Origin of the sequence: Actinotignum vesiculae (assembly GCF_051267215.1) — a bacterium.
Classification (GTDB): Bacteria; Actinomycetota; Actinomycetes; order Actinomycetales; family Actinomycetaceae; genus Actinotignum; species Actinotignum schaalii.
In genome coordinates, this window is record NZ_JBOZGG010000001.1 from 67839 (window position 1) to 92268 (window position 24430).

General features: G+C 63.9%; 19 protein-coding genes, 1 tRNA gene and 1 pseudogene. 14 read left to right on the forward strand and 7 right to left on the reverse strand.

Translation table 11 applies throughout. The features are described 5' to 3' along the window. The first annotated feature begins 116 nt into the window (after positions 1-116). Positions 117-881, forward strand: a complete 765-nt coding sequence (locus tag ACRQHG_RS00285) for a sulfite exporter TauE/SafE family protein (RefSeq protein WP_435713111.1) — start codon at positions 117-119, stop codon at positions 879-881. Positions 882-986: 105 nt separating this feature from the next. Here the strand turns inward: ACRQHG_RS00285 and ACRQHG_RS00290 are convergent, their stop codons facing one another. Further along, positions 987-1733 (reverse strand): putative endonuclease domain-containing protein, encoded by a 747-nt coding sequence (locus ACRQHG_RS00290; protein ID WP_435719363.1) that lies wholly within the window; start codon positions 1731-1733, stop codon positions 987-989. Between the two features lie 153 nt (positions 1734-1886). Then, positions 1887-1994, reverse strand: a pseudogene (locus ACRQHG_RS00295) (type IV toxin-antitoxin system AbiEi family antitoxin domain-containing protein); the annotation flags it as partial. A gap of 634 nt (positions 1995-2628) precedes the next feature. Here ACRQHG_RS00295 and ACRQHG_RS00300 point away from each other — a divergent pair. The 9 genes from ACRQHG_RS00300 (at position 2629) to ACRQHG_RS00340 (ending at position 15678) form a co-directional block, all read left to right on the forward strand. Continuing rightward, positions 2629-3270: a 50S ribosomal protein L25/general stress protein Ctc gene (locus tag ACRQHG_RS00300; protein WP_087070445.1), complete on the forward strand. Its 642-nt coding sequence runs from the start codon at positions 2629-2631 to the stop codon at positions 3268-3270. 162 nt (positions 3271-3432) lie between these two features. After that, the gene (pth, locus tag ACRQHG_RS00305; RefSeq protein WP_284896512.1) at positions 3433-4020 is read left to right on the forward strand and encodes an aminoacyl-tRNA hydrolase; all 588 of its coding nucleotides are present in this window, start codon (positions 3433-3435) and stop codon (positions 4018-4020) included. Between the two features lie 96 nt (positions 4021-4116). Then, a complete protein-coding gene (mfd, locus tag ACRQHG_RS00310; protein WP_435713110.1) occupies positions 4117-7944 on the forward strand; it encodes a transcription-repair coupling factor in 3828 nt (1275 codons plus the stop codon). A gap of 378 nt (positions 7945-8322) precedes the next feature. After that, the gene (locus ACRQHG_RS00315; RefSeq protein ID WP_435713109.1) at positions 8323-9945 is read left to right on the forward strand and encodes an LPXTG cell wall anchor domain-containing protein; all 1623 of its coding nucleotides are present in this window, start codon (positions 8323-8325) and stop codon (positions 9943-9945) included. Between the two features lie 142 nt (positions 9946-10087). After that, complete coding sequence (locus tag ACRQHG_RS00320; RefSeq protein ID WP_435713108.1) at positions 10088-10432, forward strand: hypothetical protein; 345 nt, start codon at positions 10088-10090, stop codon at positions 10430-10432. Positions 10433-10651: 219 nt separating this feature from the next. Further along, positions 10652-11932 carry a phosphopyruvate hydratase gene (gene eno, locus ACRQHG_RS00325; RefSeq protein ID WP_016443220.1) on the forward strand — a complete coding sequence of 427 codons (1281 nt, stop codon included), beginning with the start codon at positions 10652-10654 and terminating at the stop codon, positions 11930-11932. 1154 nt (positions 11933-13086) lie between these two features. Next, positions 13087-14040 carry an FtsB family cell division protein gene (locus ACRQHG_RS00330; RefSeq protein ID WP_435713107.1) on the forward strand — a complete coding sequence of 318 codons (954 nt, stop codon included), beginning with the start codon at positions 13087-13089 and terminating at the stop codon, positions 14038-14040. Positions 14041-14042: 2 nt separating this feature from the next. Beyond that, positions 14043-14636: a DUF501 domain-containing protein gene (locus tag ACRQHG_RS00335; protein WP_101595773.1), complete on the forward strand. Its 594-nt coding sequence runs from the start codon at positions 14043-14045 to the stop codon at positions 14634-14636. Positions 14637-14655: 19 nt separating this feature from the next. Then, positions 14656-15678, forward strand: coding sequence for a Ppx/GppA phosphatase family protein (locus ACRQHG_RS00340; protein ID WP_435713106.1), 1023 nt, complete (start codon positions 14656-14658; stop codon positions 15676-15678). On the opposite strand, the gene nhaA is transcribed toward ACRQHG_RS00340, so the two are convergent. After that, a complete protein-coding gene (gene nhaA, locus ACRQHG_RS00345; RefSeq protein ID WP_435719300.1) occupies positions 15675-17075 on the reverse strand; it encodes a Na+/H+ antiporter NhaA in 1401 nt (466 codons plus the stop codon). The genes ACRQHG_RS00340 and nhaA overlap by 4 nt on opposite strands. Positions 17076-17257: 182 nt before the next feature. Here nhaA and ACRQHG_RS00350 point away from each other — a divergent pair. Together ACRQHG_RS00350 and ACRQHG_RS00355 are read left to right on the forward strand one after the other, a co-directional pair. Then, a tRNA-Leu gene (locus tag ACRQHG_RS00350) sits at positions 17258-17331 on the forward strand. A 201-nt stretch (positions 17332-17532) separates the two neighbouring features. Next, positions 17533-18480, forward strand: coding sequence for a Bax inhibitor-1/YccA family protein (locus ACRQHG_RS00355; RefSeq protein WP_435719301.1), 948 nt, complete (start codon positions 17533-17535; stop codon positions 18478-18480). A gap of 228 nt (positions 18481-18708) precedes the next feature. Here ACRQHG_RS00355 and msrA read toward each other — a convergent pair whose 3' ends face one another. Together msrA and ACRQHG_RS00365 are read right to left on the reverse strand one after the other, a co-directional pair. Beyond that, the gene (msrA, locus tag ACRQHG_RS00360) at positions 18709-19350 is read right to left on the reverse strand and encodes a peptide-methionine (S)-S-oxide reductase MsrA (RefSeq protein WP_435719302.1); all 642 of its coding nucleotides are present in this window, start codon (positions 19348-19350) and stop codon (positions 18709-18711) included. 107 nt (positions 19351-19457) lie between these two features. Next, on the reverse strand, positions 19458-19943 hold the full coding sequence (locus ACRQHG_RS00365) for a GreA/GreB family elongation factor (protein ID WP_016443212.1): 486 nt from the start codon (positions 19941-19943) through the stop codon (positions 19458-19460). 370 nt (positions 19944-20313) lie between these two features. On the opposite strand from ACRQHG_RS00365, the gene mca reads away from it, so the two are divergent. Further along, positions 20314-21219, forward strand: a complete 906-nt coding sequence (mca, locus tag ACRQHG_RS00370; RefSeq protein ID WP_435719303.1) for a mycothiol conjugate amidase Mca — start codon at positions 20314-20316, stop codon at positions 21217-21219. Here mca and ACRQHG_RS00375 read toward each other — a convergent pair whose 3' ends face one another. Beyond that, positions 21220-22254, reverse strand: coding sequence for a PPK2 family polyphosphate kinase (locus ACRQHG_RS00375; protein ID WP_435719304.1), 1035 nt, complete (start codon positions 22252-22254; stop codon positions 21220-21222). A gap of 176 nt (positions 22255-22430) precedes the next feature. Next, on the reverse strand, positions 22431-23240 hold the full coding sequence (trhA, locus tag ACRQHG_RS00380; RefSeq protein ID WP_435719305.1) for a PAQR family membrane homeostasis protein TrhA: 810 nt from the start codon (positions 23238-23240) through the stop codon (positions 22431-22433). Positions 23241-23620: 380 nt separating this feature from the next. Here trhA and ACRQHG_RS00385 point away from each other — a divergent pair, with 380 nt between their 5' ends. Then, a complete protein-coding gene (locus tag ACRQHG_RS00385; RefSeq protein ID WP_435713183.1) occupies positions 23621-24376 on the forward strand; it encodes an isoprenyl transferase in 756 nt (251 codons plus the stop codon). The last annotated feature ends 54 nt before the right edge of the window (positions 24377-24430 follow it).

The following is a 24430-nucleotide window of genomic DNA, read 5'->3' on the forward strand; positions in this document are numbered from 1 at the left end:
GGTGGTAGCCGGGGCTTTGCGCGGTCGGGAGGGCGGTCATGGTTGCGGCTCGGGAGCCGGTATTTTGCGCGGCTGGGGGCCGGTACTATTTGCGGCTGGGAAGGAAGATAACGCACGTGGTGGTCACATCGAGCTGGGCGCTGTCCGTACTTGTTTTCGCCACCGGGTTGGTGGGCGGCATTGTGGGGTACCTGACCGGGGTGGCTTCGCTGGTCACCTACCCGGCTCTCCTGGCCCTCGGATTCCCGCCGATTACCGCCAATGTGACGAATGCGATCAATAATTTCGGGAGCAGCCTGGGTTCGGTGCTGACCGGCTGGCGCTCCATGCGGGCGGTGCAAGCCTATCCGCTGTGGCCGCAAATGTTTATCAGCGCGGTGGGCGGAGCTATCGGCGCGGTGCTGCTGCTGGCTTTCGACCCGAAAGTTTTCGAGTTCGTGGTGCCCTGGCTGGTCCTCATCGCTACCCTCTCCACACTGGTCGGCCCCTACCTGGAACGCCGTGGCATCCACGTAAATGTGCCGGTTCCCACCTTCCTGGTGCTGGTGGGTGTGCTGGGAGTATACGGAGGTTATTTCGGGGCGGCCTCCGCGGTTGTGTATCTTGGCATCGCCGCGATCCTCACTCCGATGACCACCCACGAGGCACTTCTGCTCAAATCCCCGGTGCTGGGCTGTGCCAACCTCACCGCGCTGCTGTTCTTCATCTGGTCCGGGGAAGTGGATTACGCGGCGGCGCTGACCATGATGCTCGGCGGGCTGCTGGGCGGGATGGTCGGTCCGCACCTCCAGCGTTTCCTTCCCGGTGGTGTGGTGCGCTGGTTGGTCGGCATCTTCGGGACGGCGCTCGCGATCTGGCTGTTGCTGCGCGCGTTGGGGTAAAGCGGCACGTTGAGGTAGACGGCATCGAGCAAGCCCCGCGAGCATGCGTGCGGCTGCCGTTAGTTCCTCATTCGCCAGTTTCTCAGTTCCTCACTCGCCGCCGGCTTAGTTCGTCACCCGCCACCCGCGCTGGCGGAATGCCTCGGCTAGGCGAGCGGTTGCGGGAATCTCGCCGCTCGCGATGCGAAGGAGCATGGGCTTGCCCGGGTTGAACATCGTGCGGACGAGCCGCCGGGGGAGGTGGAGATCCGGGTGGAAAACCTGCAGTTCGATCCAGCCGTAGCTGGCGCGGAGCTCGCGCCGCTGGCGATCCTTGACCTGCTGAGAGGCGTCTCGGTGAGGTGCGCCGTCGTACTCCACAATGATGCGCTGCTCCTCGAAGAGCATATCGGGTTGGCCGAGCGGGCAGCCGTCCGGGGCGAGAAGCCGTTGGTTGAGGCGCGGTTCCGGGAATCCCGCCATGGCGATAAGGAGCCGCAGCAGGGTTTCCATCGGCGAATCCGCGCCCACCCGCGCCCAGGCCAGCGCCGCGCGGAAGTGCGCCACAAAATTCCAGCTCGAGTGTTCGGCTAGGAAATCCTCCAGTCCCTCGCGGGTAGCATAGGGCGCTGATCTCCCCTCGAAGCGCCGGCGAGGAATGCGCAGGAGCGCGTCGATTGCCGCGATGAGCTGGTAAAACGATGGATCCGGCACGCTCGCCAGCACAGCGCGGGGCCGGGAGGCGATGCGCAGATCCCCGCCGGGTGTGCGGATCTTTTCGATGTCGCTGTCCAGCAGCTGCGTGCGATCCCAGCGGATGAGGGGGTGTGGGGAACAGTATCGCTTCGAAGGAAAACCGCAGTCTAGCTGCATTTGTTCAGTCCACGAATTTACCCGATAAGGGAGCGGCAGCCCCCATAAACGCATCGCCGATAATCCAGTTACTACACTGCCCGGAAACTGATGTTGTACAGCCAGGAGTGCGTCAGCTTCCGTGATGTCACGCGTCGTGTCCCGGTAAATACCGTGTGCTAAACGCTGAAACTGACCGCGGCGGGTGAGGGTTCTGGGTAGCCCCAAATCGTCTAGCTGCGCGACGCTAAAAATAGGTGGGTGTTGAAGAAGTTTCGCCATAGAGCGAGTATTGAGTCAGACGGCGGTCTGGGCAAGGCGCTATCCACAGGCCGGATCGAGAATCCACAGGCAGGCTCGGTGTAGAGAGGCCACCAAGATCTTCGGGTGTGTAGTCCGGTGAGTGGGCAAAAACGTAGTGCAAATCTACGCACCATTTTGGCCCGATTTCTGTCATGGGCTTGCACTTTGTGCCCCCTACGGTCGGGGATTTGCACTTTGCGTGTGGGGAAGGGGTGGTGCGACGACGGCGCCAGCTGGCGGGGTGGATTCTGGCGGGAAGGGTGCGGGGTGTGTGAGGAGCGGCAAAAAACTTTGTTTTTTGCCGCCGTCGCCCTAAAATTGACGGCGTTGCTTCGGCGAGGGAGGGAGCTCGAAGCGCGGAATTACCCGGTCGTTGAATTGGGGAATCGCCCGGTCTACGGGATGGCGATTCTGGTGAACCTGCGGAGCAGGGAGCTGGGATCGGAATTCGCGCTCGCGGACTCTTCCGTTATCGACGCGGCAGGCGCTCCTTCGGGTGGCCTGCTTTAACGAGGCCACCACCCGACGCTGCGTGCGCGGCGCGGGTGTTTATATCGACAATATCGAGGTCAGCCCGCCACGTGGGTGACCGCTAATCTGACGAAGGAGAATCATGGCTATTGATGCTGCGAAGCTGACTGCCGAAACCCGTGATGAATTTGGCAAGGGTGCGGCTCGCCGCCTGCGCCGCGATGGGCGCGTTCCCGCGGTGCTGTACGGGCACGGAATTGAGCCGGTGCACGTGCACCTGGATGCTCACGATCTGTTCCTCGCGGTCAAGGGCAATCCGAATGCCCTGGTCAGCCTCACCATCGACGGTGAACTGACCCTCGCGCTGGTCAAGGACATTCAGCGCAACCCGCTTTCCCGCTCCATTGAGCACGTGGACTTCCTGCGCGTCAAGCGCGACGAAAAGGTCGAGGTTGAAATTCCGGTGGTCGTTGTGGGCGAACCTGCTCCCGGCCTTATCAACACCCTGGAACTCCTCAATATCCTGGTCTCCGCCCCGGCGATCGATATTCCGGAATCCATCGAGGTCAATGTGGAAGGTCTCGAAGATGGCGCCCGCGTGACCGTGGCCGACCTCAAGCTTCCTGAGGATGTGGAAGCCCTGGTCGACGGCGAAGAAATCGTCTCCCTGGTCATGGAGCCCCAGGTTGATAAGGCTCTGGAAGAGGCCGACGCCGCCATGGCCGAAGCTCAGGCAGAAGAAGCAGCCGAAGAAGCGGCAGCTTCCGAAGGTGCCGGCGAGTAATTCGGCGATGCACCTCACTCGCCACGAGTGACTCTCACGCGGCCGCGGACGCAATGTCCGCGGCCGCGTGCCGTGTCGGCGTCGTCGTAAAAAATACGAAGCACGCAGGGGCGGAACAATCCCGGGCAAGCGGGTACGGTTGAATATGCACAGGAGGAACGCATGTACGCTGTTGTTGGATTAGGCAATCCCGGTGCTACCTATGCCGGAACTCGCCACAATTGTGGGCATATGGTGGTGGCGGAGCTTGCCGCGCGCTGCGGGGGGCAGTTGCGCTCGCACGGCGCCACCCAGACGAACCAGCTTTCCGCGCGGGTGGGGGTGGCGCCCGGGCAGGCCGGTGAGCAGGTCATTCTTGCCACGTGCCAGTGCTATATGAATACGTCGGGCGGGCCGGTCAGCGCGCTGCTGCGCTATTACGACTGCCCGGTGGAGAATCTTATTGTGGTTCACGATGAGCTTGACCTGCCGTTCGGGACTCTGCGCCTCAAGCGCGGCGGGGGCGAAGGCGGGCATAACGGGCTCAAGTCGATTTCGCAGTCCACGGGCTCGAAGGATTATATTCGGCTGCGTTTCGGCATCGGCCGGCCGCCCGGGCGCCAGGACCCCTCCGATTTTGTGCTGCGCCCCTTTAGCTCGACGGAGCGCAAGGAGCTTGATGTGCTTATCGCGCAGGCCGCGGACGCCGTGGAAGATGTGCTGCGCAACGGACTGGTGAGCGCCACGATGCGTTTGCATACGAAGCATTAGCCGGCCCGGCACCGCGCCTGCGCTGCGCCGAACCGCCCGCGCTGCGCCGAGCGAGAATCGAAACCCCAGAAGGACGAGGAAGGAAACGAGCGTCCCGTGCAATTAGAATCCTTGCTGCCGCTCATCGGCGCCGATCCCGCCCTGAGTGGCGCCGCATCCTCGACCGCCACCCGCCTGGATATTCCGATGCCGCGCGGGGTGGTGCCGCCGGCCCTGGCGTACCTCGCGCGCGCGAATGCCTCGGAAAGCGCGGCCGAACCAACCGGCGTTGCCCAACCAACCGACACCGCTCACCCAACTGGCACCGCCGCACCCGCCCCTGAAACCACGAACAGGCCAGAAACCACCACCCCCCTCCACGTGGCCATCACCGCGTCTGGACGGGAGGCTGAAATCCTTGAGGGGGCGATGCGCGCCTACCTCCCGGCCGAGCAGATCGCGGTGTTCCCCTCCTGGGAAACGCTGCCGCACGAGCGCCTGTCTCCGCGTTCGGATACGGTGGCTCGCCGCCTCCTCACCCTGCGCCGCCTGGCTCATCCGGAAGAATTCGAGCCGCTTCGCCTGCTTATTATGCCGGTGCGTGCGCTGCTTCAGCCCATTACCCGCGGTCTGGGTGATCTGGCGCCGGTGCGCATCCGCCTCAACGAGGACGCCCCCATGGAGGAGGTGGAAAATGCGCTGGTGAACGCTGCTTACACCAGGGTTGATATGGTGGAACGCCGCGGCCAATTCGCGGTGCGCGGCGGAATTCTGGACGTTTTCCCGCCCACGGAACGCCACCCGATCCGCGTGGAATTCTTCGGCGATACCGTGGATGAAATCCGCACCTTCTCCGTGGGCGACCAGCGCTCCATGGAGGAACGCGAAGAACTCTACGCCCCGCCCTGCCGCGAAATTCTCCTCACCGAATCGGTGCGTACCCGCGCCAGCTCGCTCATCAGCGAGCTGCCCGGCGCCACCGATATGCTCGACAAAATCGCCGCCGGCATCGCCCCGGAGGGCATGGAATCCCTCACGCCGGTGCTCGTGGACGGCATGGACGCCGTCGTGGACGTGCTTCCCGCCACCGCTCGCCTCCTCATTATCGAGCCGGAGCGCGTGGACCAGCGCGCCGAATCGCTCATCGCCACCACGGCGGAATTCCTGGCGGCGGCCTGGAGCGCGGCGGCGGCCGGTGGCACGCCTCCGGTGCAGGCCAATGCGGCGAGTTTCGCGTCCGTCGCGGCCACCCGGGCGGAAGCGCTGAAACGCGGCCAGGCCTGGTGGACGCTCGGCGGCTTTTCCGGCAACGCATTGCCCGGGAACGCGCTGTCCGGTAGCGCCGTCGCCGAAAACAGCGCGTCCACAGTCACCAGTTCCAACAACGTCACTTCCACCGGGGGCACCACCCAGCACGACGACGCCGGCGCCGCTGTCGCGGCGCGCGAACCGCGCAAATTCCTCGGGAAAGTTGATGAGGCTCTCGCCGCTATCGGGGAGCAGGCACGGCGCGGGGTGCGTCAGGTGCTGGTGGTGGACGGGCCCGGCTTGGCGCGCCGCTACGCGGAACAGCTCGGTGAGCTGGGCGTTCCCGCCAGCGCGGTAGCGGAGCTCCCCGCCCACTTCGAACCCGGGGTGGTCTACGTGGTGGCCGCCCCCATCGCCGAGGGCTTCGTTATGGAGGGCCAGCAGCTCGGGGTGTACGCGGGCGCGGACCTGACCGGGCGGGGCGGTTCCTCCACCCGGGATATGCGCACTCTACCCAAGCGGCGCCGCAAGAATGCCGTTGATCCGCTCTCGCTGACTCCCGGGGATTTTGTGGTGCATGACCGTCACGGGGTGGGCCGTTTCGTGCGGATGGAAAAGCGCGCGATTGGCGGTAAAGGCGGGCAGCGTGAATATATTGTGCTCGAGTATGCGCCGTCGCGGCGCGGCGGGCCGCCCGATCAACTCTGGGTGCCCACCGACCAGCTTGACCAGGTTTCGAAGTATTCGGGCGGGGAATCCCCGAGCCTCAATAAAATGGGCGGGGCCGATTGGGAGAAAACCAAGTCGAAGGCCCGCGCTGCCACCCGCAAAATTGCTTCCGAGCTTATTCGTCTCTACGCGCAGCGCATGGCCACCCCGGGTATCGCATTTTCGCCGGATACTCCCTGGCAGCGCGAGCTCGAGGACGCTTTCGCCTACGTGGAAACCCCAGACCAGCTGCACACCATCGACGAAGTGAAAGCCGATATGGAAAAGCCGGTCCCCATGGATCGTCTTATTTCCGGAGATGTGGGCTACGGCAAAACGGAGATCGCGGTACGGGCAGCTTTCAAGGCGGTGCAGGATGGCCGTCAGGTGGCGGTTCTGGTGCCGACCACCCTGCTGGTGGAGCAGCATCGCGAAACTTTCGAGGAACGCTACGCCGGCTTCCCGGTGCGGGTGGCGGCTCTTTCGCGTTTCCAGAGCGCGCGCGAATCGGAGGAGGTTATCGCCGGGCTGGCCGATGGCAGTATCGATGTGGTGATCGGTACCCACCGCCTGCTCACGGGAAATGTGCGTTTCAAAGCCCTCGGCCTGGTGGTGATCGACGAGGAGCAGCGTTTCGGCGTCGAACATAAAGAGACCCTCAAGCAGATGTACCCGAATATCGATGTGCTCTCGATGTCGGCCACCCCGATTCCGCGCACGCTGGAAATGGCGGTCACGGGGGTGCGGGAAATGTCCACGCTGGCCACTCCGCCCGAGGAGCGCCACCCGATTCTCACCTACGTGGGCGCGCGGGAAAATCGCCAGATCAGCGCCGCGATTCGCCGCGAGTTGCTGCGCGACGGCCAGGTTTTTTACGTGCATAACCGGGTGGGGGATATGGGCCGGGTGGCCGCGCAGCTCGGCGAGCTGGTGCCCGAGGCGCGCATCGCCGTCGCCCACGGAAAAATGAGCGAACGCGATCTGGAAAATGTTATTCAGAATTTCTGGAATCACGAGATCGACGTCCTCATCTGCACCACCATCGTGGAAACGGGCCTCGATATTTCCAATGCAAATACGCTCATTGTGGATAATGCCGATAAGCTCGGGCTTTCCCAGCTCCACCAGCTGCGCGGGCGCGTGGGCCGCGGGCGCGAGCGCGCCTACGCGTATTTCCTTTACGACCCGGATCGCGCGCTCACGGAAACGTCCCTGGAACGCCTGCGCACCATCGCCGCGAATACCGACCTCGGGGCCGGCACCCAGGTCGCCATGAAGGACCTCGAAATCCGCGGGGCCGGCAATATGCTCGGCGGCGAACAATCCGGCCACATCGAGGGCGTTGGTTTCGATTTGTACGTGCGCATGGTCTCTGAAGCGGTCGCGAAAATGCGTGGGGAGATTCCGGGCGACGACGACGCCAGCAGCGATGTGCACATTGAGCTGCCGGTGGAAGCCTACCTACCCGAGGATTACGTGCCTTCCGAACGGTTGCGGCTGGAAATTTACACCAAGTTGGCGGCTTCGCGCGGGGAGGCCCAGCGCGAGGAAATTCGCGCGGAATTGCGCGACCGCTACGGGGAGATTCCCGAGGTGGCCGCGCGGCTCTTCCGGATCGCGCAGCTGCGTGACCTTGCGCGCAGTGCCGGGCTGGAAGAAATCACCCAGATGGGGCGCAATGTGCGTTTCGCGCCGGTGGCGCTGCCCGATTCGCGGCAGGCTCGGCTCAAGCGCCTGTATCCGGGGGCGATGCTCAAGCCCGCGGTTCGAGTCCTCATGGTGCCTGTCCCACCCGCGCCCGCCGCGGGGAGCAGCGGGGGCGTTGCCGGGGGAAGCGCGCGCGCCGGGGCGGGAAGCCTTCGCCCGGTTTCGCTCGGGGTGGCGCAGACCTCCGCGCGCTTCGGGAGCGGTGTGCCCATGGAAGGTGATGACCTGCTCGAATGGGTGTCCCATCTCATTACCGCGGTATTTATTTCCTCGGTGGGGTAGCAGCGGGCCAACCGCGGGCTATTCCGGACATGCGGCCGGTGTTCCGGGGTTGTACTATCGGGCCCGTTTCGGGGATGTCCCGGAGGGCTTCGTCACGCGGTGCAGCCGGTGTTCCCGGCTCGCTGGCCTGCCTTCATGCTTGCCTTTGTGACGATTGTGATTTTGAAGTACCTTTATCAATCCTGTCATGATTTGATAAATTAAATCGTACGTTGTGGCGGTGGAATAGATGGGCTGAGCTGCGGGTACCCGCGTGGAAAGCTGGCGTGCTCGTGTGTTTATGTTCGTTAAGGGCGCCTAAATCCAAGATATGGGATGACGCAACGGCACCGATGGTGGTGGCCCTGTGGAGTGGCTGCTCTTAGCGTAAGGAAGAATATGAAGAAAGTACTCAGAGGTGTCGTGGCTGCCGCGACCGCCTGCACGGTGATGCTGGGCGGTGCGGGCGCGGCTTTCGCGGATTCGACGAGCCCGAACGGAGCCACCGCGCCGGTTGCTTCAGATGCCTCTTCGGGTGCCGGAGCTGCGGGTGCTGGCGATGCGGGCGCGCCGGCAGATGCCGCCGCTGCTGATACCAGCACCGCCGACTACGCCGCGGGCAAGATTAACGAAGCCCTGGGGGCTACCCCGGCCGAGCAGGCCGATGCCTGGATGGTCAGTGCGCTGCAGAATCAGGCCTCTCACTATTCCAAGGCCTATGTGGATCAGCGCTTCGTTGCGGCTGCGCAAGCCTATGTGAATGCCTATTCCAACGGGGTATCCGACCTGGACAAGGCCATTGTTGAAGTAACCAAGACGGCCAAGACCGTTGCTGAAATGGATCGCCGGGTCAACGAAGAATTCCAGAAGTCCGCGGCCGGAAATAAGAGCGAAGTCGTTCAGAAGATTCGTTCCTGCATCGACCTCGCCAAGCAGGGCAAGAGCAAGGAATTCAACCAGTGCCTCAACGGCATTATTGTGCTGCAGAACCTCGAAGCTTACGAGAAGATGATTATCGCCGGTGACGCGGTGCTCAACGGGGATGTTTCCTATATTGATGCGGAGACCCTCGCCCAACTCAAGAAGGACGTTGCTTACCTGCGTGAAGCTACCGCGTACCGCCCCGAAGCTGAGAAGCTGACCGGTAAGACGTGGTGGAAGGATATTGATCCCGCCACCATTACCCCGCTTGGAGATGCCGATTATGCTCGCCTTGAGCAACTGCGCTGGATTATCTCCGGTGAAAAGGAATTCAATGGCGTGAAAACCACTTACGGGCAGAGTTCGGACCGGGTGCGTGACCTAGTCCGCAAGGCCGGCTCCCTCAAGGCCAAGGCTGATACCGCTGCTCTCATCGCGGGCTTGCAGAACCCGGTGGTGCGCAATGCTGCCCAGCAGCTTTTCGATGCTGCCCCGGATAACTACGCTGCCGATACCTTCTCCCATGTGCTTCCGCTCCTTGATGCCTGGGCTACCAAGCTCGGCGAGGCGAAAGCCGCTATCGAAGCCGAACAGGCCGCCCAGCTCAAGGCCCTGGCCGCGCTGGATTGCGCTCCGCAAGCCGCGCGTACCCAGGCCGAAGCCGATATTCAGGCAGCTACCGCTGCGGCGCTGGAGAAGCTTAAGCCAGTTGTGGACGAAGGCGTACTCACTGAGATCACTGCCGAACACGCGGCAACCGTGCGTGGCGCCGTGCACAATGTAGCTTCCCTCAAGGAATGCACGCCGGCCGACCCGGCACCCGAGCAGCCTGCGGAACCGACGCAGCCGGCCCAGCCGACTACTCCGGCTCAGCCCTCCCAGCCGACCGCGCCCGCGCAACCTACTGCGCCGGCTCCCGCGGACCCGGCCCCGGCAGGATCCGCCAAACCGGCTACTCCTGCTAAGCCCGGCAAGACCGTAGTGAAGAAGTCGGCGAAGAAGCTCCCGAATACCGGTGCGGAAGCCGCCTCCTTGGCGCTCCTCTCCGGTGCCCTGCTCGCCGGCGGGGCGCTCGCGGTGCGGCGTCGTCGTGCCGCCTAAACGCGACCAGTAAATGAGCTGATGCTCGGGCGGGCCCGGCACGTGCGACAGACAAGCGCGTGCCGGGCCCGCTTTTCGAAAAACTAGTGACGTTTCATTTTTTTTGCTTTAGAATGATGGAAAACGCAACAAAGGAGTTGTTATGACGATGAACGTGAGTCCGAATCTTCTCAAGAATTTTGCGCGGCGCACGTACGGCGTCGCGGGGGTGCTGCTGGTCATCGCGATTGTCCTCCAGATTGCGGGGCCATCCGCCATGGAGCCGCTCACTGATCTTCTCGCTGGCACCGCGGATCCCGTCAAGGTTGGCCTGGCCTATGTGGTCAAGGTGCTCATGGATATCTTTACCTTCCAGCTGGCCGGGGTTGCCGCGCTTATCGCCTTCTTGGCCTACCCTGTACTGACCTCGGTGGTGAAAGAGGAGGGAAGCGGGGCGGGCGGCGTCGTCGTACCTAATGGCGCGGCGGAAGAAACCGCGGCGCACTAAACTCTCCGCGCAAGTGCGTGAGCTAGTTAGCACCCGGGCGGTTCGCGCGCGGTGCCAAAGTCCCGAGTGCGCGAAAATCTTCGCGGCTCAGGGCGAAAACGCCGAGTTAATCACGGTCTGAGCATGACGCGCGCGGGTGTTTTGAGAGACAATAGAAACAGCGGATATTCCGCGCAGGTAGCCACAACTATGTGGCACGGTCTATATGAAGGAGTACCTGTGGCATTCATTGAGGCAGTTAACGCCCGCGAAATTCTCGACTCCCGTGGCAACCCCACCGTTGAGGTTGAAGTTGTCCTGGATGATGGCACCTACAAGCGCGCATCGGTTCCCTCCGGCGCGTCCACCGGCGCCTTTGAAGCCGTGGAAAAGCGTGACGGTGATAAGGGTCGTTACCTCGGTAAGGGTGTCGAGCAGGCAGTGGAAGCGGTGAACGAAATCATCGCTCCGGAAATCATTGGCATGGACGCCAACGATCAGCGCGCTCTTGACGCGCTGCTCATTGACCTGGACGGCACGGATAACAAGGGCAAGCTCGGCGCGAACGCCATCCTGGGTGTGTCCCTCGCCGTGGCGCACGCCGCCGCCGAATCGGCCGGCCTGCCGCTCTACCACTACATTGGCGGCCCGAACGCCCACATCCTGCCCGTTCCCATGATGAACATCCTCAACGGTGGGTCGCACGCCGATTCCAACGTTGATATTCAGGAATTCATGATCGCCCCGATCGGCGCCGAAACCTTCAAGGAAGCGCTGCGCTGGGGTGCTGAGGTGTACCACACCCTCAAGAGCGTTCTCAAGGAACGCGGCCTGGCCACCGGCCTGGGCGATGAGGGCGGCTTCGCTCCCAACCTGGATTCCAACGCCGAAGCCCTGGATCTCATCGTCGAAGCTATCGAGCGCGCCGGCTACACCCCGGGCAAGGACTTCGGTCTCGCCCTGGACGTTGCCGCCACCGAATTCTTCGAGAACGGTGTTTACAAGTTTGAGGGCGGCACCAAGTCCTCGGATGAAATGATCGCCTACTACGAAGAACTCGTGGAGAAGTACCCGCTCGTGTCCATCGAGGATCCGCTCTCGGAAGACGAATGGGACGCCTGGAAGAAGCTCACCTCCGAAATCGGTGACCGCGTCCAGATCGTTGGCGACGACCTCTTCGTCACCAACCCCACCCGCCTCCAGAAGGGCATCGAAACCAAGGCCGCGAACGCGCTCCTGGTGAAGGTGAACCAGATCGGTTCGCTGACCGAAACCCTCGAAGCCGTGGAGCTTGCGCACCGCAACGGTTTCCGCACGATGACCTCGCACCGCTCCGGCGAAACCGAGGACACCACGATTGCGGATCTCGCGGTGGCCACCAACTCCGGCCAGCTCAAGACCGGTGCTCCGGCCCGTGGCGAGCGCATCAACAAGTACAACCAGCTGCTGCGCATCGAAGACGAACTCGGTGAAGACGCAGTCTACGCCGGTCGCGCTGCTTTCCCGCGCTTCAAGGCCTAAGGTTCTGGAAGCTCCGGGCTGGCTAGCTGGGTAACAGGTAGCCGGTGGCGAGTAGCTGGGTGGCCGGTTTTCCGGTTCGCTTCTAGCGCGCTGCTTGCTGATAATAGGGCTGCTGGCCCACGGATAGCGCTGAGCGCCGCTCTTTCCCTTCGGGGAAGGGGCGGCGCTTTGTTATGGGGGCGGGTGTGCGGCCAGTCGCTTTTTGTAAGCCGCGATGTCAAGGGGGCCTATAGGACACTCGGGGGTGCTTTTTGTGAACCCTCGGCAGAACTGACCGCCTATCATCGGGCCGGTTCACAAAGTGGTACTGGAGCTACAGCCAACACCCGATTTTTTGTCGTGCAGTACCACTCTGTTCGTTCCGCTGTCGTGGAGTACCACTTTGTTGGGTAGCGGCGGGTGTCAGCGGGTTAGCCCCGGCGGTCCCGAAGTGAAGTGTGCGTAAGAGCACCGTTTCGGAGCGATTTCGTGTTCCATACGCACACTACACGGGATGCACTGTCTGGAATACACACTTTGGCTCCCGCCGGTTCACCGCCCCGGCGGGAGGCGGGGTGCTTTTTCCGAGGTGTACTTCGCATGTACGACATATGCACTACAGCGCGGACAACACATGCCCCCTCCCCAGGTGCTGGTGTGACTATTGAGGTTCGTAAGGCTCGTGAGATTCGCGCGGGCTGGTCGCTGAGGCTTGTCGAAATCAAAGTGCAACGGCAACTACGTTAAGAAATTGGTTTGATGTCGTGTGGTTGCATCCTGTGAGGGACTCGGTCACCCGGATGCATTTTGTGAACTTGGCGGGGGCGCGCCCTATTCGCGGGCGGTGATGCCAGGCGCCTAGACTGGTAGCCATGAGTGTTCGCCGTCCCCCCTCGCGCCCCGAGCGCAACCGCCGCATCTCCGCGCGCGGAACACAGGGAAATCAAAGATTTGAGGCGAACCAAGGAAATAAGGCGAGCCGTCGTGATGCTGCGCTGCGCCCCCGAGACGCGGCGCTGAATTCCCGGGACACTGCGGCAAACCCCCGCTCAAGTGGTACCCCGCGAAAAGCATCCGACCTCATGCCGCGCGGTAAAGCAGGTAGTCGGAAACCGAAGCGACCCGGTAGGGGAGCGGGCGGCGATGCGCAGGCGCGCTCAGTTCACTCGGATCGCGTGACTCGCTCGGCTCCCTCAGCCCGCACAGCTCGATCACCTCACTCAGCTCCTCGTTCAGCCAGCTCCCCGGCTCGCGCCGGGGCTGCTTACCGCAGTGAAACGTCATCACGCCCGGGGGCGGCCCCGCGGCCCGGAACCAAGCCCCGCACCGGAGGAAAGCCGTGGCAGGGCGGCAATCAGCGCCAAGCCACCATTAACCGCTCGGATAAGACCAGCCATTCCGGGCAGGGCGGTTCGCGGGGGAACAAAGCCGGGCGAAAAGGTCAGCGCCGCGCCATAAAAGTGGAATCCGGCCAACGCCAGCACACCGTGAGTTTGCGAGCGGTGGCCATCGCGCTTTTCGCGATCCTCGCCATTATTATTGTGACTCCCACGGTTTCGCGTTTCTCAGAACAGCAGCACGAATTGCGGGCGGTGCGCGCGGAGCTGGAAAATGTGCAGCAGCACACCCGTGAACTCGAAGTGGAAAAAGCCCTGTGGAACGACCCGGATTACGTGCGGGCCCAGGCCCGGGTGCGGCTCGGCTACGTTGTTCCCGGCCAGCGGCTCTTCGTGGGCGCGGACCCGAATGAGGGCACCGCCCAGGAGCAGCTGGAAGAACGCGTCGCCACCGTCAATCGGGAACGCCGCGCGAATACCCCGTGGTACATTACCGGCTGGGATTCCATCACCATCGCGGGTAATTCCGTGGACGGGCAGATCGATAACCCGGACGAAGCCCCGATGTATACACCGCCCACGCCGCAACCGGATAACGCCACGCAGCCGGAAGGCGAAACCCCTGCGGACGGCTCGGCTCCCGCGCCGGTAGAACAACCAGCCGAACAACCAGCCGAACCGCCCGCAGAAGAACCCGCGCCGGAAGACGCCGCCAACCCGGCCCCCGATACCGCGCCTGCCCAAGATACTGCGCCCGCCCAAGATACCGCGCCCGCCCCCGAAGGAGAATAAGCATGACCGACGTCCTCACCGAGCGCGATGTCACCCCCGAGCTCCTCACCCGCATCGCCGCGAACGCCACCCCGCTGCGCCCCACCGACCGCGCCGAGGTAGCCGCCCAGCTCGGGCGCGTCCCACGCGGCCTCGTCGGCATCGGGGCACGCTGCGCCTGCGGCCGCCCCGCGGTCACCATCACCCTGCCGCGCCTCGGCCACGGCGAACCTTTCCCGACCCTCTTCTACCTGTGCCTGCCCTACCTGGTCAAAGAAATTTCTCGCCTGGAAGCACGCGGGGAAATGGCCACCATGACCGCTGCTTTATCCGACGACGCCGCACTGCGGGCCGCCCACCAGGCCGCCCACGAATCCTATATAGCGCGCCGCTCCCTGCTCGGCGAGGTCCCGGAAATTGCCGGGGTATCCGCCGGGGGCATGCCCGAACGGGTTAAATGCCTGCACGCGCTGGCCGGCTACGCGCTGAGCGCGGGGCGGGGAGTATGCCCGCTGGGGGATCGTGCCCTTGACCTCGTCGGTTGGGATGGCACCACCTGCCACTGCGAGGACGTGCCTAATTCCCGCGATGATGAAACCAGCGCGGCAGCACACTAGAAAGGACATAGAACCGACCATGGCGGTTTCAGCTACCTCCACTCCTACCGCGCCTTCGCAGCGGGTTGCCGGCATCGATTGCGGCACCAATTCCATCCGCCTCCTCATCGCCGACGTTCCCGGAAAAGATGGCAGTTCCCTGAGCGATATCACTCGCCAGATGGAAATTGTGTATCTAGGCCAGGGCGTGGATGCCACCGGGCACTTCGCCCCCGAAGCCCTTGAGCGTACCCTCAACCAGGTTGATATATACGCGCGCCTGTGCCGGGAAGCGGGAGTGACCTCCATTCGTTTCGCCGCCACCTCCGCCACCCGCGATGCCTCCAACCGGGCGGATTTCCTCGATGGGGTCGTGGCCCGGCTCGGGGTGCGCCCCCAGGTGCTCACCGGCACCCAAGAAGCCCAGACCTCTTTCTCCGGCGCGATCTCTGCGCTGAGTTCGCCGGCCTCCCCAGTGCTCCTCATTGACCTGGGCGGGGGCTCCACCGAACTCGTGCTCGGGCGCGCGGACGGCAGCGTGATCGCCAGCCACTCCATGGATATTGGCTCGGTGCGGATGCGCGAACGCCACCTGCGCCACGATCCGCCCACCCCGGCCGAACTAGAAAACGCCCGCGCCGATATCCGCGCGGCCTTGGATGAAGCAGAAAAGCACGTTCCCCTCGGCCAGGCCGAAGAGGTGGTCGGGGTGGCCGGCACCGTCACCTCGGTAACCGCCACCTGGCTGGGCCTGGAGACCTACGATTCGGCGGCCGTGCACGGCACCGCGATGCCGCTCGCCGATATTGAGAAGGTCACCGACTGGTTTATTTATGCGCCCCTAGAAGAACGCGCCGCGCTCGGCTTTATGCACCCGGGGCGTGCCCCCGTGATCGGAGCCGGGGCGCTGGTCTGGCAAGAAGTGGTACGTCGCATCGCCCAGCGTCGCGCCGCCGCCGGCCGCCCGCTCGCCACCATCACCACCTCGGAACACGACATCCTTGACGGCCTGGCTCTCTGGGCAGCTCGGGAACCCCAGCCTCCCGCCCGACCCGCCGTTTAGGCGGCCGAGTCCGCGCTGCCGCGGGCGGCGTCGTCGTGCAAGGTACCGGAAGCGCGGTGGTGCCGCACCCGGATCCGGGTAGCGAGCGCCCCGAGAATCACAGAAAGTAGCGTGCCGAGGAGTACCCCCACGCGCGCGTGGGCTTCGTGCGGGTCGGTGGGTGCGAAGGAGAGCTGCGCGATAAGCAGCGAGACCGTGAAGCCGATGCCGGCCAGGATTGACATGGGAAAAATATCGCCCAGGTGCAGGCCCTCGCCCAATTTGAGGCGGAAAACTTTTACGAAAAGCCAGGTGCCGCAGAAAATACCGATGCATTTGCCCAGCGGGAGGCCCAGGTAGATGCCGATAGCGACCGGGTCGGCGAGCAGCGCGGTGATCCCGCCGGCCTCGGTAATATTCACGCCCGCGGCGAAGAAGGCGAAAATCGGCAGCGCAATCCCGGCCGACCAGAAAATCAGCCGTTCGCTATAGCGTTCCGTGAGCGGGGTGTCGTCCGCGTCGGTGGTGGAGGTGGGGATCATGAAACCGAGGACCACCGCGGAAATTGTGGCGTGCACGCCGGCGCGGAAGAAGCAATACCAGCACACCAGCGCCAGCGGCCACAGCAGCCACCAGCGGTTCCAGCCTTTCCAGCACAGCAGGCCGAACACGGCCGCCACCAGCAGGCCGGCGCCCAGGAAAAGGAAATTCACGCCGTCGGAGAAGAAAATTGCGATGACGATAATTCCGCCCAGGTCGTCGGCCACCGCGAGCGTCATAAGGAAAATACCGGCGGCTTTCGGCAGCCCTTTACCCACCAGCGCCAGCACGCCGAGCGCAAAAGCGATATCGGTGGCCACCGGAATGGCCCAGCCGTCATAAATATGCGCGCCGGAAATCGCCTGGGTGGCGCAATACACCCCGATGGGACCGAGCATGCCGGTGAGCGCGGCCAGCACCGGCAGGGCCGCTTTGCGCGGGTCGTTGAGAGAGCCGATGGTGAATTCCTGCTTGAGTTCCATGCCGACCACGAAGAAGAAAAGCGCGAGCACGAAATCCGCGGCCCAGTGCGCTAGATCCAGGTGGAGCCCCAAACTTTCCGGGCCGATTTTTGTGGCGGCCAGCGCGAAATAGGTATCGCGGCCCGGGGAATTTGCCCAGATGAGCGCCACGAGCGCGGAAATAACCAGCACCAGCCCCGCGAAAGATTCATTGCGCAGCGCCTGGCTGTAGCGGGTGACCGGCGCGGCGAGTTTCCCCACCCGGCGCAGCCCCGTGCGGAGCTTGCGCTGCTCGGTTTGCGCGGTGGTTTCCGGAGCCGTGACGGTTTCCGGCGAGGTTCCGGTTTCCGGAGTTTCGGCGCTTTCGGCAGTGGTGGATTCGTGCGCGGTGGTGTCGCGGTTCTCGCGCTGTGTCATTCCCTCTCGATTCTGTCTGCCCAGGTTTTGGTGGTACGACGGCGCAGCTACCGGCGGGCGGCCCTCGACGCAGGTAAAGCCGGTGAAGCGACGCGCTTAGGATCCCTCCTACTCTACAGGGTGGCGCGACAAGGTAGTATTCTAGGGATGTTCATACGGGCCGAGCTGGGCTCGCATGTTCAGCCCCCGTAGCCCAATTGGCAGAGGCACCCGACTTAAAATCGGTTCAGTGTCGGTTCGAGTCCGTCCGGGGGTACTGATTGTGGAAACCGAGAAGTCTTTCAGGAAAAATTCAGGCAGGGGCTTGAGAATAACCCTGGAGACGATATTGGACGAGTTATAACCAAGTTTGTACATGACCTGGATGCTAACCGGACGATGGTCGCGTCTGACAGTAGGCGGGCCGCCTATCCGGCGGTCCACCACAATACAGGAGGGTATTTTGTCGAATCCCGTGATGAGTAACAACCCGTATTTCCGCAAGGGTGCTGCCACACCGAACCAGCAGTTCCGCGGTGGCAATATTGCAACGGAACCGCGCCAGGGTTACCAGGCCGGCCCGGGTGTTTATGAACAGCCGAGCGGCTACGGTACGGAGCAGCCCGGCTGGTACAACCAGTACGGCTTCGATCAGCAGGGCTCTGGCCAGGCTTATCCGCAGCAGGGCTATGACCAGTACGCGGGCGGCTACGGCCAGCCCGGTGCTTTCGGGGCTCCGGCTACCGCCACCATGACCTACGACGATGCCATGGTGAAAACCGCGATTCTGCTGGCGGTCTCCATTGTTGCCGGCGCGGCCACCATGCTCTTCGTGCCGCTGGATTCGGCGATGATGCTCGCGATCCCGGCTTCCCTCATCGCGTTCGCGGTTGGCATGTTCGGGGCCTGGCGCCCGATGGTCGGCCCGGGTATCTCCATTGCCTACTCCCTCTTCCAGGGTGTGGCCCTCGGTGCGATCACCAATGCTTTTGACACGCTCTACCCGGGGGTGGCCTTCCAGGCGATTCTGGGTACCGCGATTGTGGTGGGCGTGGCGGTGTTCCTCCACATGTCCGGGAAGGTTCGCACCACGGCCAAGGGCCGGCGAGTGGTCCTCACCATTATGATCGCCTACATTATCTTCGGTTTCGTCAATCTCATTCTCATGCTGACCGGCGTGACCAACTCGCTGCGCAATATTACGGTGGGTGGCTTCCACCTGGGGATCATCCTCGGGCTGGTCATGATCGCGGTGGCCGGCTACGTGCTCATCTCCGATCTGGAAACCGCCAAGCTCGCGGTGGAACGCCACGCCCCGAAGGAATTCGCGTGGACGGCAGCTTTCGGCATCGTCATGACAGTGCTGTGGATCTACCTCGAAGTGCTGCGCATCGTGGCCTACTTGGCTGCCTCCTCGCGGAACTAAAAGAATCGCGGAACTAGCCAGTGCCGCGGGCAGGATTAGCGCCGGGGAACTGGCAGTGCTGCGTAACCAAGGCTGATAGCTAGAACGAAGGCCGGGACGGATGTTTCTCCGTCCCGGCCTTCGTGGTTTCCGGATGGCGTGAGTCCGGGGGATGGCCCGGCCCGGTAGCGCTATGCGCCGGCCGTAGCTCTATCGCCCGCGCTAGCCGAGCTGCCGGCTGCGGGGCTGTTAGCCGAGCGGGCCAGCTCCCGGGAGCGGGCAGGCGATCCCGGTGCGCGCATGGCATTGGTAGCCGTTGGGCACCTTATGGAGATACCCCTGGTGCTCTTCTTCGGCCAGGTAGAAAGGCCCGGCAGCCAGCGCCGGCACCACTTCCGTGACAATGGCGCCGCGCCCCGCCTGGCGAAGCACATCTTCATAAGCAGCGATCATGGCCCGGGCGGTGCGCTCCTGGGTGTCCGTCGTCGTAAAAATAGCGCTGCGATACTGGGTGCCCACGTCGTTTCCCTGCCGGTTCAGCGAGGTGGGGTCATGGGACTCGAAGAAAAGCTGAAGCAACTTCTCCAGCGGAAGCTCGCGCGGATCAAAAACCACCCGCACCGTTTCCGCGTGCCCGGTGCGGCCCGTGCACACCTCCGCGTAGGTGGGATTCGGCCTGGTGCCGCCCATGTAGCCGACCGCGGTGCTCAGCGCGCCAGCCTCCCAGGCCAGCTTTTCCGCGCCCCAAAAACACCCCGAGGCCAGGTAGATGAGCTCTTCGCCCGGTCCGGGTTCGGCAAGGACGGGCGTCCCTAGAACAACATGCGGCGCCGGATTCGGATTAATCGGATCGGGCCGGCCCGGCAGCGCGGGGGTAGCAGATAGATTCACGATCAGCTCCTTAGCTCTCGCCTCAGTTCTCACTTGGCATGCGCCTCGCTCAGTTTGCGCCGCCGCTCAGTTTGCGCTTTCGCGTGGCTCCCTAGCGTTCTGGCCTTCTAGCCTTCGTAGGGCTTGATATCGAGGATTTCCACCTTGACGGGGCGGCCCAAGCGGTTCTTGAAGGTGGTTTTCTCACCCTTCTTCAGGCCCAGGATGGCCTGCCCGAGCGGCGCGCTTTCCGGATACACTTCCATCCCCACAATATCCGCGGCTTCGCGCGAACCGAGGAGGAAGGTTTCTTCCATCCCGCCAATCGTGGCCGTCACAACCGTGCCGGAAGCCACCTCATCGCCCGAGGGCGGCTCGGATACGTGGGCGTTTTCCAGCAGCGCGGTCAGCTCCACGATCCGCCCCTCCAGCTTCGACTGCTCTTCGCGCGCCGCCTGGTAGCCGCCATTCTCCCGCAGATCGCCCTCCGAGCGTGCCGCTTCGATCTTCTTGGCGATCTCCGCGCGCTGCACGGTAATCATGTCATTGAGTTCGGCCTTGAGGTGCTCGTACGTTTCGGGGGAGAGCCAAGCCCCCTTGGTGTTTTCAGACATCTCTTCTCTTTCTCGTCATGGCGGGCGGGCGCTCCGCGCACCTGCCCGGTTGGTCATTCTGTTATGAGCCCGCGCTCGCGCGGCGCAGCTCGGCACGCCTTCGTGCGGCGATGCGGTTGCGGGGGCCCGAGCGCTGGGCGCGGGTGGGACGCCCCACTCGGATAAAAAAATTCATGCCCTGACAGGCATGTTTCTCCGGCTAAGCATACCAGCCTTCCGGGCGATGCAACATTCCCCCTGGATTTTCTGCCGGCGGGGGCCGCGTTCCACTCCGCTACCATCGCGGGGCAGCGCGCGGGCCTCCTTGGTAGAGTAGCGCGATAAGTGCCAGCGCCAGCTGCGGAAGAGCGCCAGCTGCGGAAGGAGAAGGATGATGGACGAACGCCGCCTCCTCTGCGTCCACGCCCACCCGGATGACGAATCATCGAAAGGCGCGGCAACCATGGCGAAATACGCCCGCCTCGGCCGGGTACGGGTGGTCACCTGCACGGGCGGGGAACGCGGGGATATCCTCAATCCTTTATTCGACGACGCAGCTCTGGCCGGGCGCACCATGGCACAGCTACGCCGGGAAGAAATGGCCGCCGCTGCCCGTATCCTCGGCATTGAGCACGTTTTCCTCGGCTTTGTGGATTCCGGGCTGCCCGAGGGCTACCCGGATGCGGAGCTCCCCGCCGATAGTTTCGCCCGGGCCGCGGACGCGGATGTACACCGCGCCCTCGTGGCTCAGATCCGCGAGTTCCGCCCCCAGGTGGTGACCACCTATGACGAAAACGGTGGCTACCCGCATCCCGATCACCTGCGCACTCACACCGCCACCCTCGCGGCGGTGCGGCTGGCGGGGGAGCCGTGCTGGCCGGAGCTGGGCGAGCCCTGGCAGGTGTCCAAGCTGTATTACGACGCCAATCTTTCTTTCACCCGGCTCACCACCTTGCACGAAGCGATCCTTGCCGCCGGCCGCACCAGCCCCTTTACGGAATGGCTGAAAGAGGCCGCGCAATTCCCGCGCCCGCGGCATGCCGCAAGCACGCGGGTCGGCGTCGTCGCATATTTTCCGCAGCGCGACGCGGCCATGCGCGCGCACGCCTCCCAAATTGACCCGAACGGGCTGTTCTTCGCGGCGCCGCGGGATCTGGAGGCGCAGGTGTGGCCGCATGAGGACTTCTACCTTGCGGCTTCCACCGTGGGCCCGGCGCCCGCGGAGGGCGAGACGGATCTATTCGCGCGGGTGCCCGGGCTGGAAAGCGAAGAGCAGGCTGCGGCGCGGTACCGGTAGCTACTGCCCGTTCCCGACCCGCTCCCCGGCGTCCTTGCGGGCGTCCCGGGTGATAAGCATTTCCACGCCATTTCGGTAGTCCTCGGATTCGGCGGCAACTTCCTCCGCTTCCTGGCGCAGTTCGTCCGCGGAGAGTTGCGCGGTGTGCCGCGGCATGGTGGCCAGCACCTGCTCGGCCTGGGCGCGCGGATCCCAACGGACCTCCGGCCAGCGTGGGGCCAACCGGGCGAGCGCCTGGGCAAGGAGCTCGGTCACCGCGAGCCGCGCGAACCATTTGCGATCCGCCGGCACCGCATACCACGGCGCGTATTCCGTGGAGGTGCGCTCGAACATGGCCTGGTAGGCATCCATATAGGCAGGCCACTGGGCGCGCGCCTCCACATCGGAGGGCGAATACTTCCAGTGTTTATCGCGGCGCGCCAACCGGCGCAGCAGCCGCAGCCCCTGCTCCTCGTAGCCGATAAGCAGCGCCACCTTGACGAGCGTATAGCCCGCGCCCACCAGCTCCCGCTCGAACTCATTGATTTTTTCGTAGCGCTCCTCAATTTCCGCGGGCGTGGCGAGCTCATCGACCTTCCCGACCAGCACATCCTCGTAATGCGAGCGGTCAAAAACCCCGATCATACCGGCCGGCGGTAGCGCGCGCCGGATCCGCCACAGAAAATCGTGAGACAGCTCCTCCGCGGTGGGCACCCCGAAAGAGCGCAGGTGCACGCCCTGCGGATCAACCATCCCGAGCACATGCCGGCAAATTCCGCCCTTCCCGGCGGTGTCCATGCCCTGCACCACGAGCAGCACCCGCCGCTCACCTCCCTGGCGAGCCTCAGCATAGAGACGTTCTTGCAGCTCAGCCAGCAGCTTCCCACGTTCCTTCATGGCGGTTTTCCCGGCCTTTTTATCCCCGTGCCAGCCCGGCGTGGAACCGGTAGCAACGGACGCTATCTGAAAACCCTCCCGGACTCGCAGCGCAATCCCGGGCGCCGTGGTCCAGGTTCCCGCGTGCTCACGCGCCTCCGGGTTCTTCTTTTTGCTCATCTTCGCTCCTGTGCGTTGCCGTTTTCGTGTGGTGCTGGGTACCAGTCTAAAGGAGGGGTACGACGCCGCCGCGGCCCTCCGGGCCGCGGGACCGGCCAAGTGGTCTTGGTAGTCATGCAAGCTGGGGAGTGCCCAGCGCGTTGAGCTCTGAGCTGACTGAGCGCGGCGCGCGCTCGTTAGGCGACGGCGAAGAGGGTGAGCCAGACCGCTACCGCGTGGCAGGCATAGCCGGCCACTGTTCCGGAGTGGAAGAATTCGTGGAATCCCCAGGTACGCGGCCAGGGATTGGGCCAGCGGAAAGCGTAGGCGAGTGCCCCTACCGTGTAGCAGATTCCGCCGGCAATAATGAGCCAAACGATGCCTGGGCCGCCGGCCTCCCACATATCCGGGAGGAACCAGATGGCCACCCACCCGAGCGCAATATAGAGGGGAACATACAGCCAGCGCGGGGCGGCCGGCCAGAAATTAGAGAGCGCGATCCCGCCGAGCGCCCCGCCCCACACAATGGCCAGCACCAGGGCGGCGGTACTGCCCGGCAGCAGGGCGAGGGAGAGCGGAGTGTATGTTCCGGCAATGAGCAGGAAAATATTCGAGTGATCCAGGCGGCGCAGGATCGCGTGGACTTTCGGCCCCCAGGATCCCAGGTGATACACCGCGGAATGCCCGAAGAGCACCACGGCACTCAGCCCGAACACAATGACTCCGATGGTGAGCGCGGCGGTGGGTGCAAAAACAATCTGGACGATCATATTCGCCAGCGCGAGCGGGGCAATAATGGCGTGCTGCCAGCCGCGCAATACTGGTTTCGGTAGCGCCGATGCGGGCAGGCGCCGCCGAGCGCTGGGTGCGCTGGACCGCGCTACCGCGGGCTGTGCCGCCCCGGCGTTCGATGCGCCGGTTTTCTTCTCACCGCGAGTCTCACCGCGAGGCGCGGGGGAATCACTACCGCGGTGGCGTTCGCTAGTGGCGTGACAAAGACGGGTCATGGTGCTCCCCACGTGATCGGTGATGCCTCCGGGGTCTCCGCAGGCCGGCACAACGCGGCGGTGGGCGAAACGGGACGTGTGGCTCCGGTTCCCCGCACCGGTCTGAGCCGCTGGCGCAAGTGTACGCTGCTTGCCTGAGTATTTTCCGGGTATCTTTTCCTGTTCGCTCAGGATGGGCGGGCTACAGTTAAACGGTTAGGTATCTAGCCGTGGCGCGTGATCGGCGCGGCCTTGGCATAGGGTGGCTCAGGTTGCCGCGGTTCGGGCCGGCGCGGTTCGGGTTGCCGCGGCCCCGGCAGGGCGCGGCTTAGATCGGCGTGGGTCGGGCCGGCGTGGCTCGGGCCGGATCGGCTAGAACGAGGGAGGGAGACAGCGTGGGGATGTCATCATGGCTCTACGCCGCATACGAACGCCGCTTGGTGCGGGAGCTGGCCGGCAAACGCATGCCGCAGCACGTGGCCATTATGTTGGATGGCAATCGGCGTTGGGCGCGTGAGCTGGGTGAATCTGCCACGTTCGGGCATCGAGCCGGGGCCGAGCGCATCGCCGAGGTGCTCGGCTGGTGCGAAGATGCCGGCATCGAGGTGGTTACTCTGTGGCTGCTCTCCACTGATAATCTCTCCCGGGCGGCCGAAGAAGTAGGCCCGCTGCTCACCATCATTTGTGAAACTGTTGAAAATCTGGCGCGCTCGGGTCGTTTCCGGCTGGTCGCGGTGGGTAATCTTGATCTTCTTCCTGAGGAGTACGCCCAGCGCCTGCGTGCCGCCGCGGCGAGCACTGAATCTTGCCGCGGTTTACATGTGAATATTGCGGTGGGTTACGGCGGGCGCCAAGAAATTACCGACGCGGTGCGTTCCTACCTGCGCGATGAGGCGGAAGCCGGGCGTAGCCTCGCGGAGGTCGCGGAAGATTTTTCCCTCGCGGATATTACCGATCATCTTTACACCCGCGGCCAGCCCGATCCGGATTTGGTGATTCGCACGAGCGGGGAGCAGCGCATGAGCGGCTTTATGCTCTGGCAGTCGGTCCATACGGAACTGTATTTCTGCGAAACCTACTGGCCGGATTTCCGGCGCGTGGATTTTTTGCGCGCGCTGCGTGACTATACGCAACGCGACCGGCGCCGCGGCCGCTAAGCTGCGGGCATTCGGATGCGGCCGGAGCCGGAGTGGGCACTCACACCGAAAAGG

Coding starts and splice junctions, on each gene's coding strand:
- ACRQHG_RS00355 (WP_435719301.1), top strand. CDS start 17,533: ATGAGTAACAACCCGTATTTCCGCAAGGGTGCTGCCACACCGAACCAG.
- ACRQHG_RS00300 (WP_087070445.1), top strand. CDS start 2,629: ATGGCTATTGATGCTGCGAAGCTGACTGCCGAAACCCGTGATGAATTT.
- ACRQHG_RS00385 (WP_435713183.1), top strand. CDS start 23,621: ATGTCATCATGGCTCTACGCCGCATACGAACGCCGCTTGGTGCGGGAG.
- trhA (WP_435719305.1), bottom strand. CDS start 23,240: ATGACCCGTCTTTGTCACGCCACTAGCGAACGCCACCGCGGTAGTGAT.
- ACRQHG_RS00320 (WP_435713108.1), top strand. CDS start 10,088: ATGACGATGAACGTGAGTCCGAATCTTCTCAAGAATTTTGCGCGGCGC.
- ACRQHG_RS00290 (WP_435719363.1), bottom strand. CDS start 1,733: ATGCAGCTAGACTGCGGTTTTCCTTCGAAGCGATACTGTTCCCCACAC.
- ACRQHG_RS00375 (WP_435719304.1), bottom strand. CDS start 22,254: ATGAGCAAAAAGAAGAACCCGGAGGCGCGTGAGCACGCGGGAACCTGG.
- nhaA (WP_435719300.1), bottom strand. CDS start 17,075: ATGACACAGCGCGAGAACCGCGACACCACCGCGCACGAATCCACCACT.
- ACRQHG_RS00340 (WP_435713106.1), top strand. CDS start 14,656: ATGGCGGTTTCAGCTACCTCCACTCCTACCGCGCCTTCGCAGCGGGTT.
- pth (WP_284896512.1), top strand. CDS start 3,433: ATGTACGCTGTTGTTGGATTAGGCAATCCCGGTGCTACCTATGCCGGA.
- ACRQHG_RS00335 (WP_101595773.1), top strand. CDS start 14,043: ATGACCGACGTCCTCACCGAGCGCGATGTCACCCCCGAGCTCCTCACC.
- mca (WP_435719303.1), top strand. CDS start 20,314: ATGATGGACGAACGCCGCCTCCTCTGCGTCCACGCCCACCCGGATGAC.
- ACRQHG_RS00315 (WP_435713109.1), top strand. CDS start 8,323: ATGAAGAAAGTACTCAGAGGTGTCGTGGCTGCCGCGACCGCCTGCACG.
- ACRQHG_RS00365 (WP_016443212.1), bottom strand. CDS start 19,943: ATGTCTGAAAACACCAAGGGGGCTTGGCTCTCCCCCGAAACGTACGAG.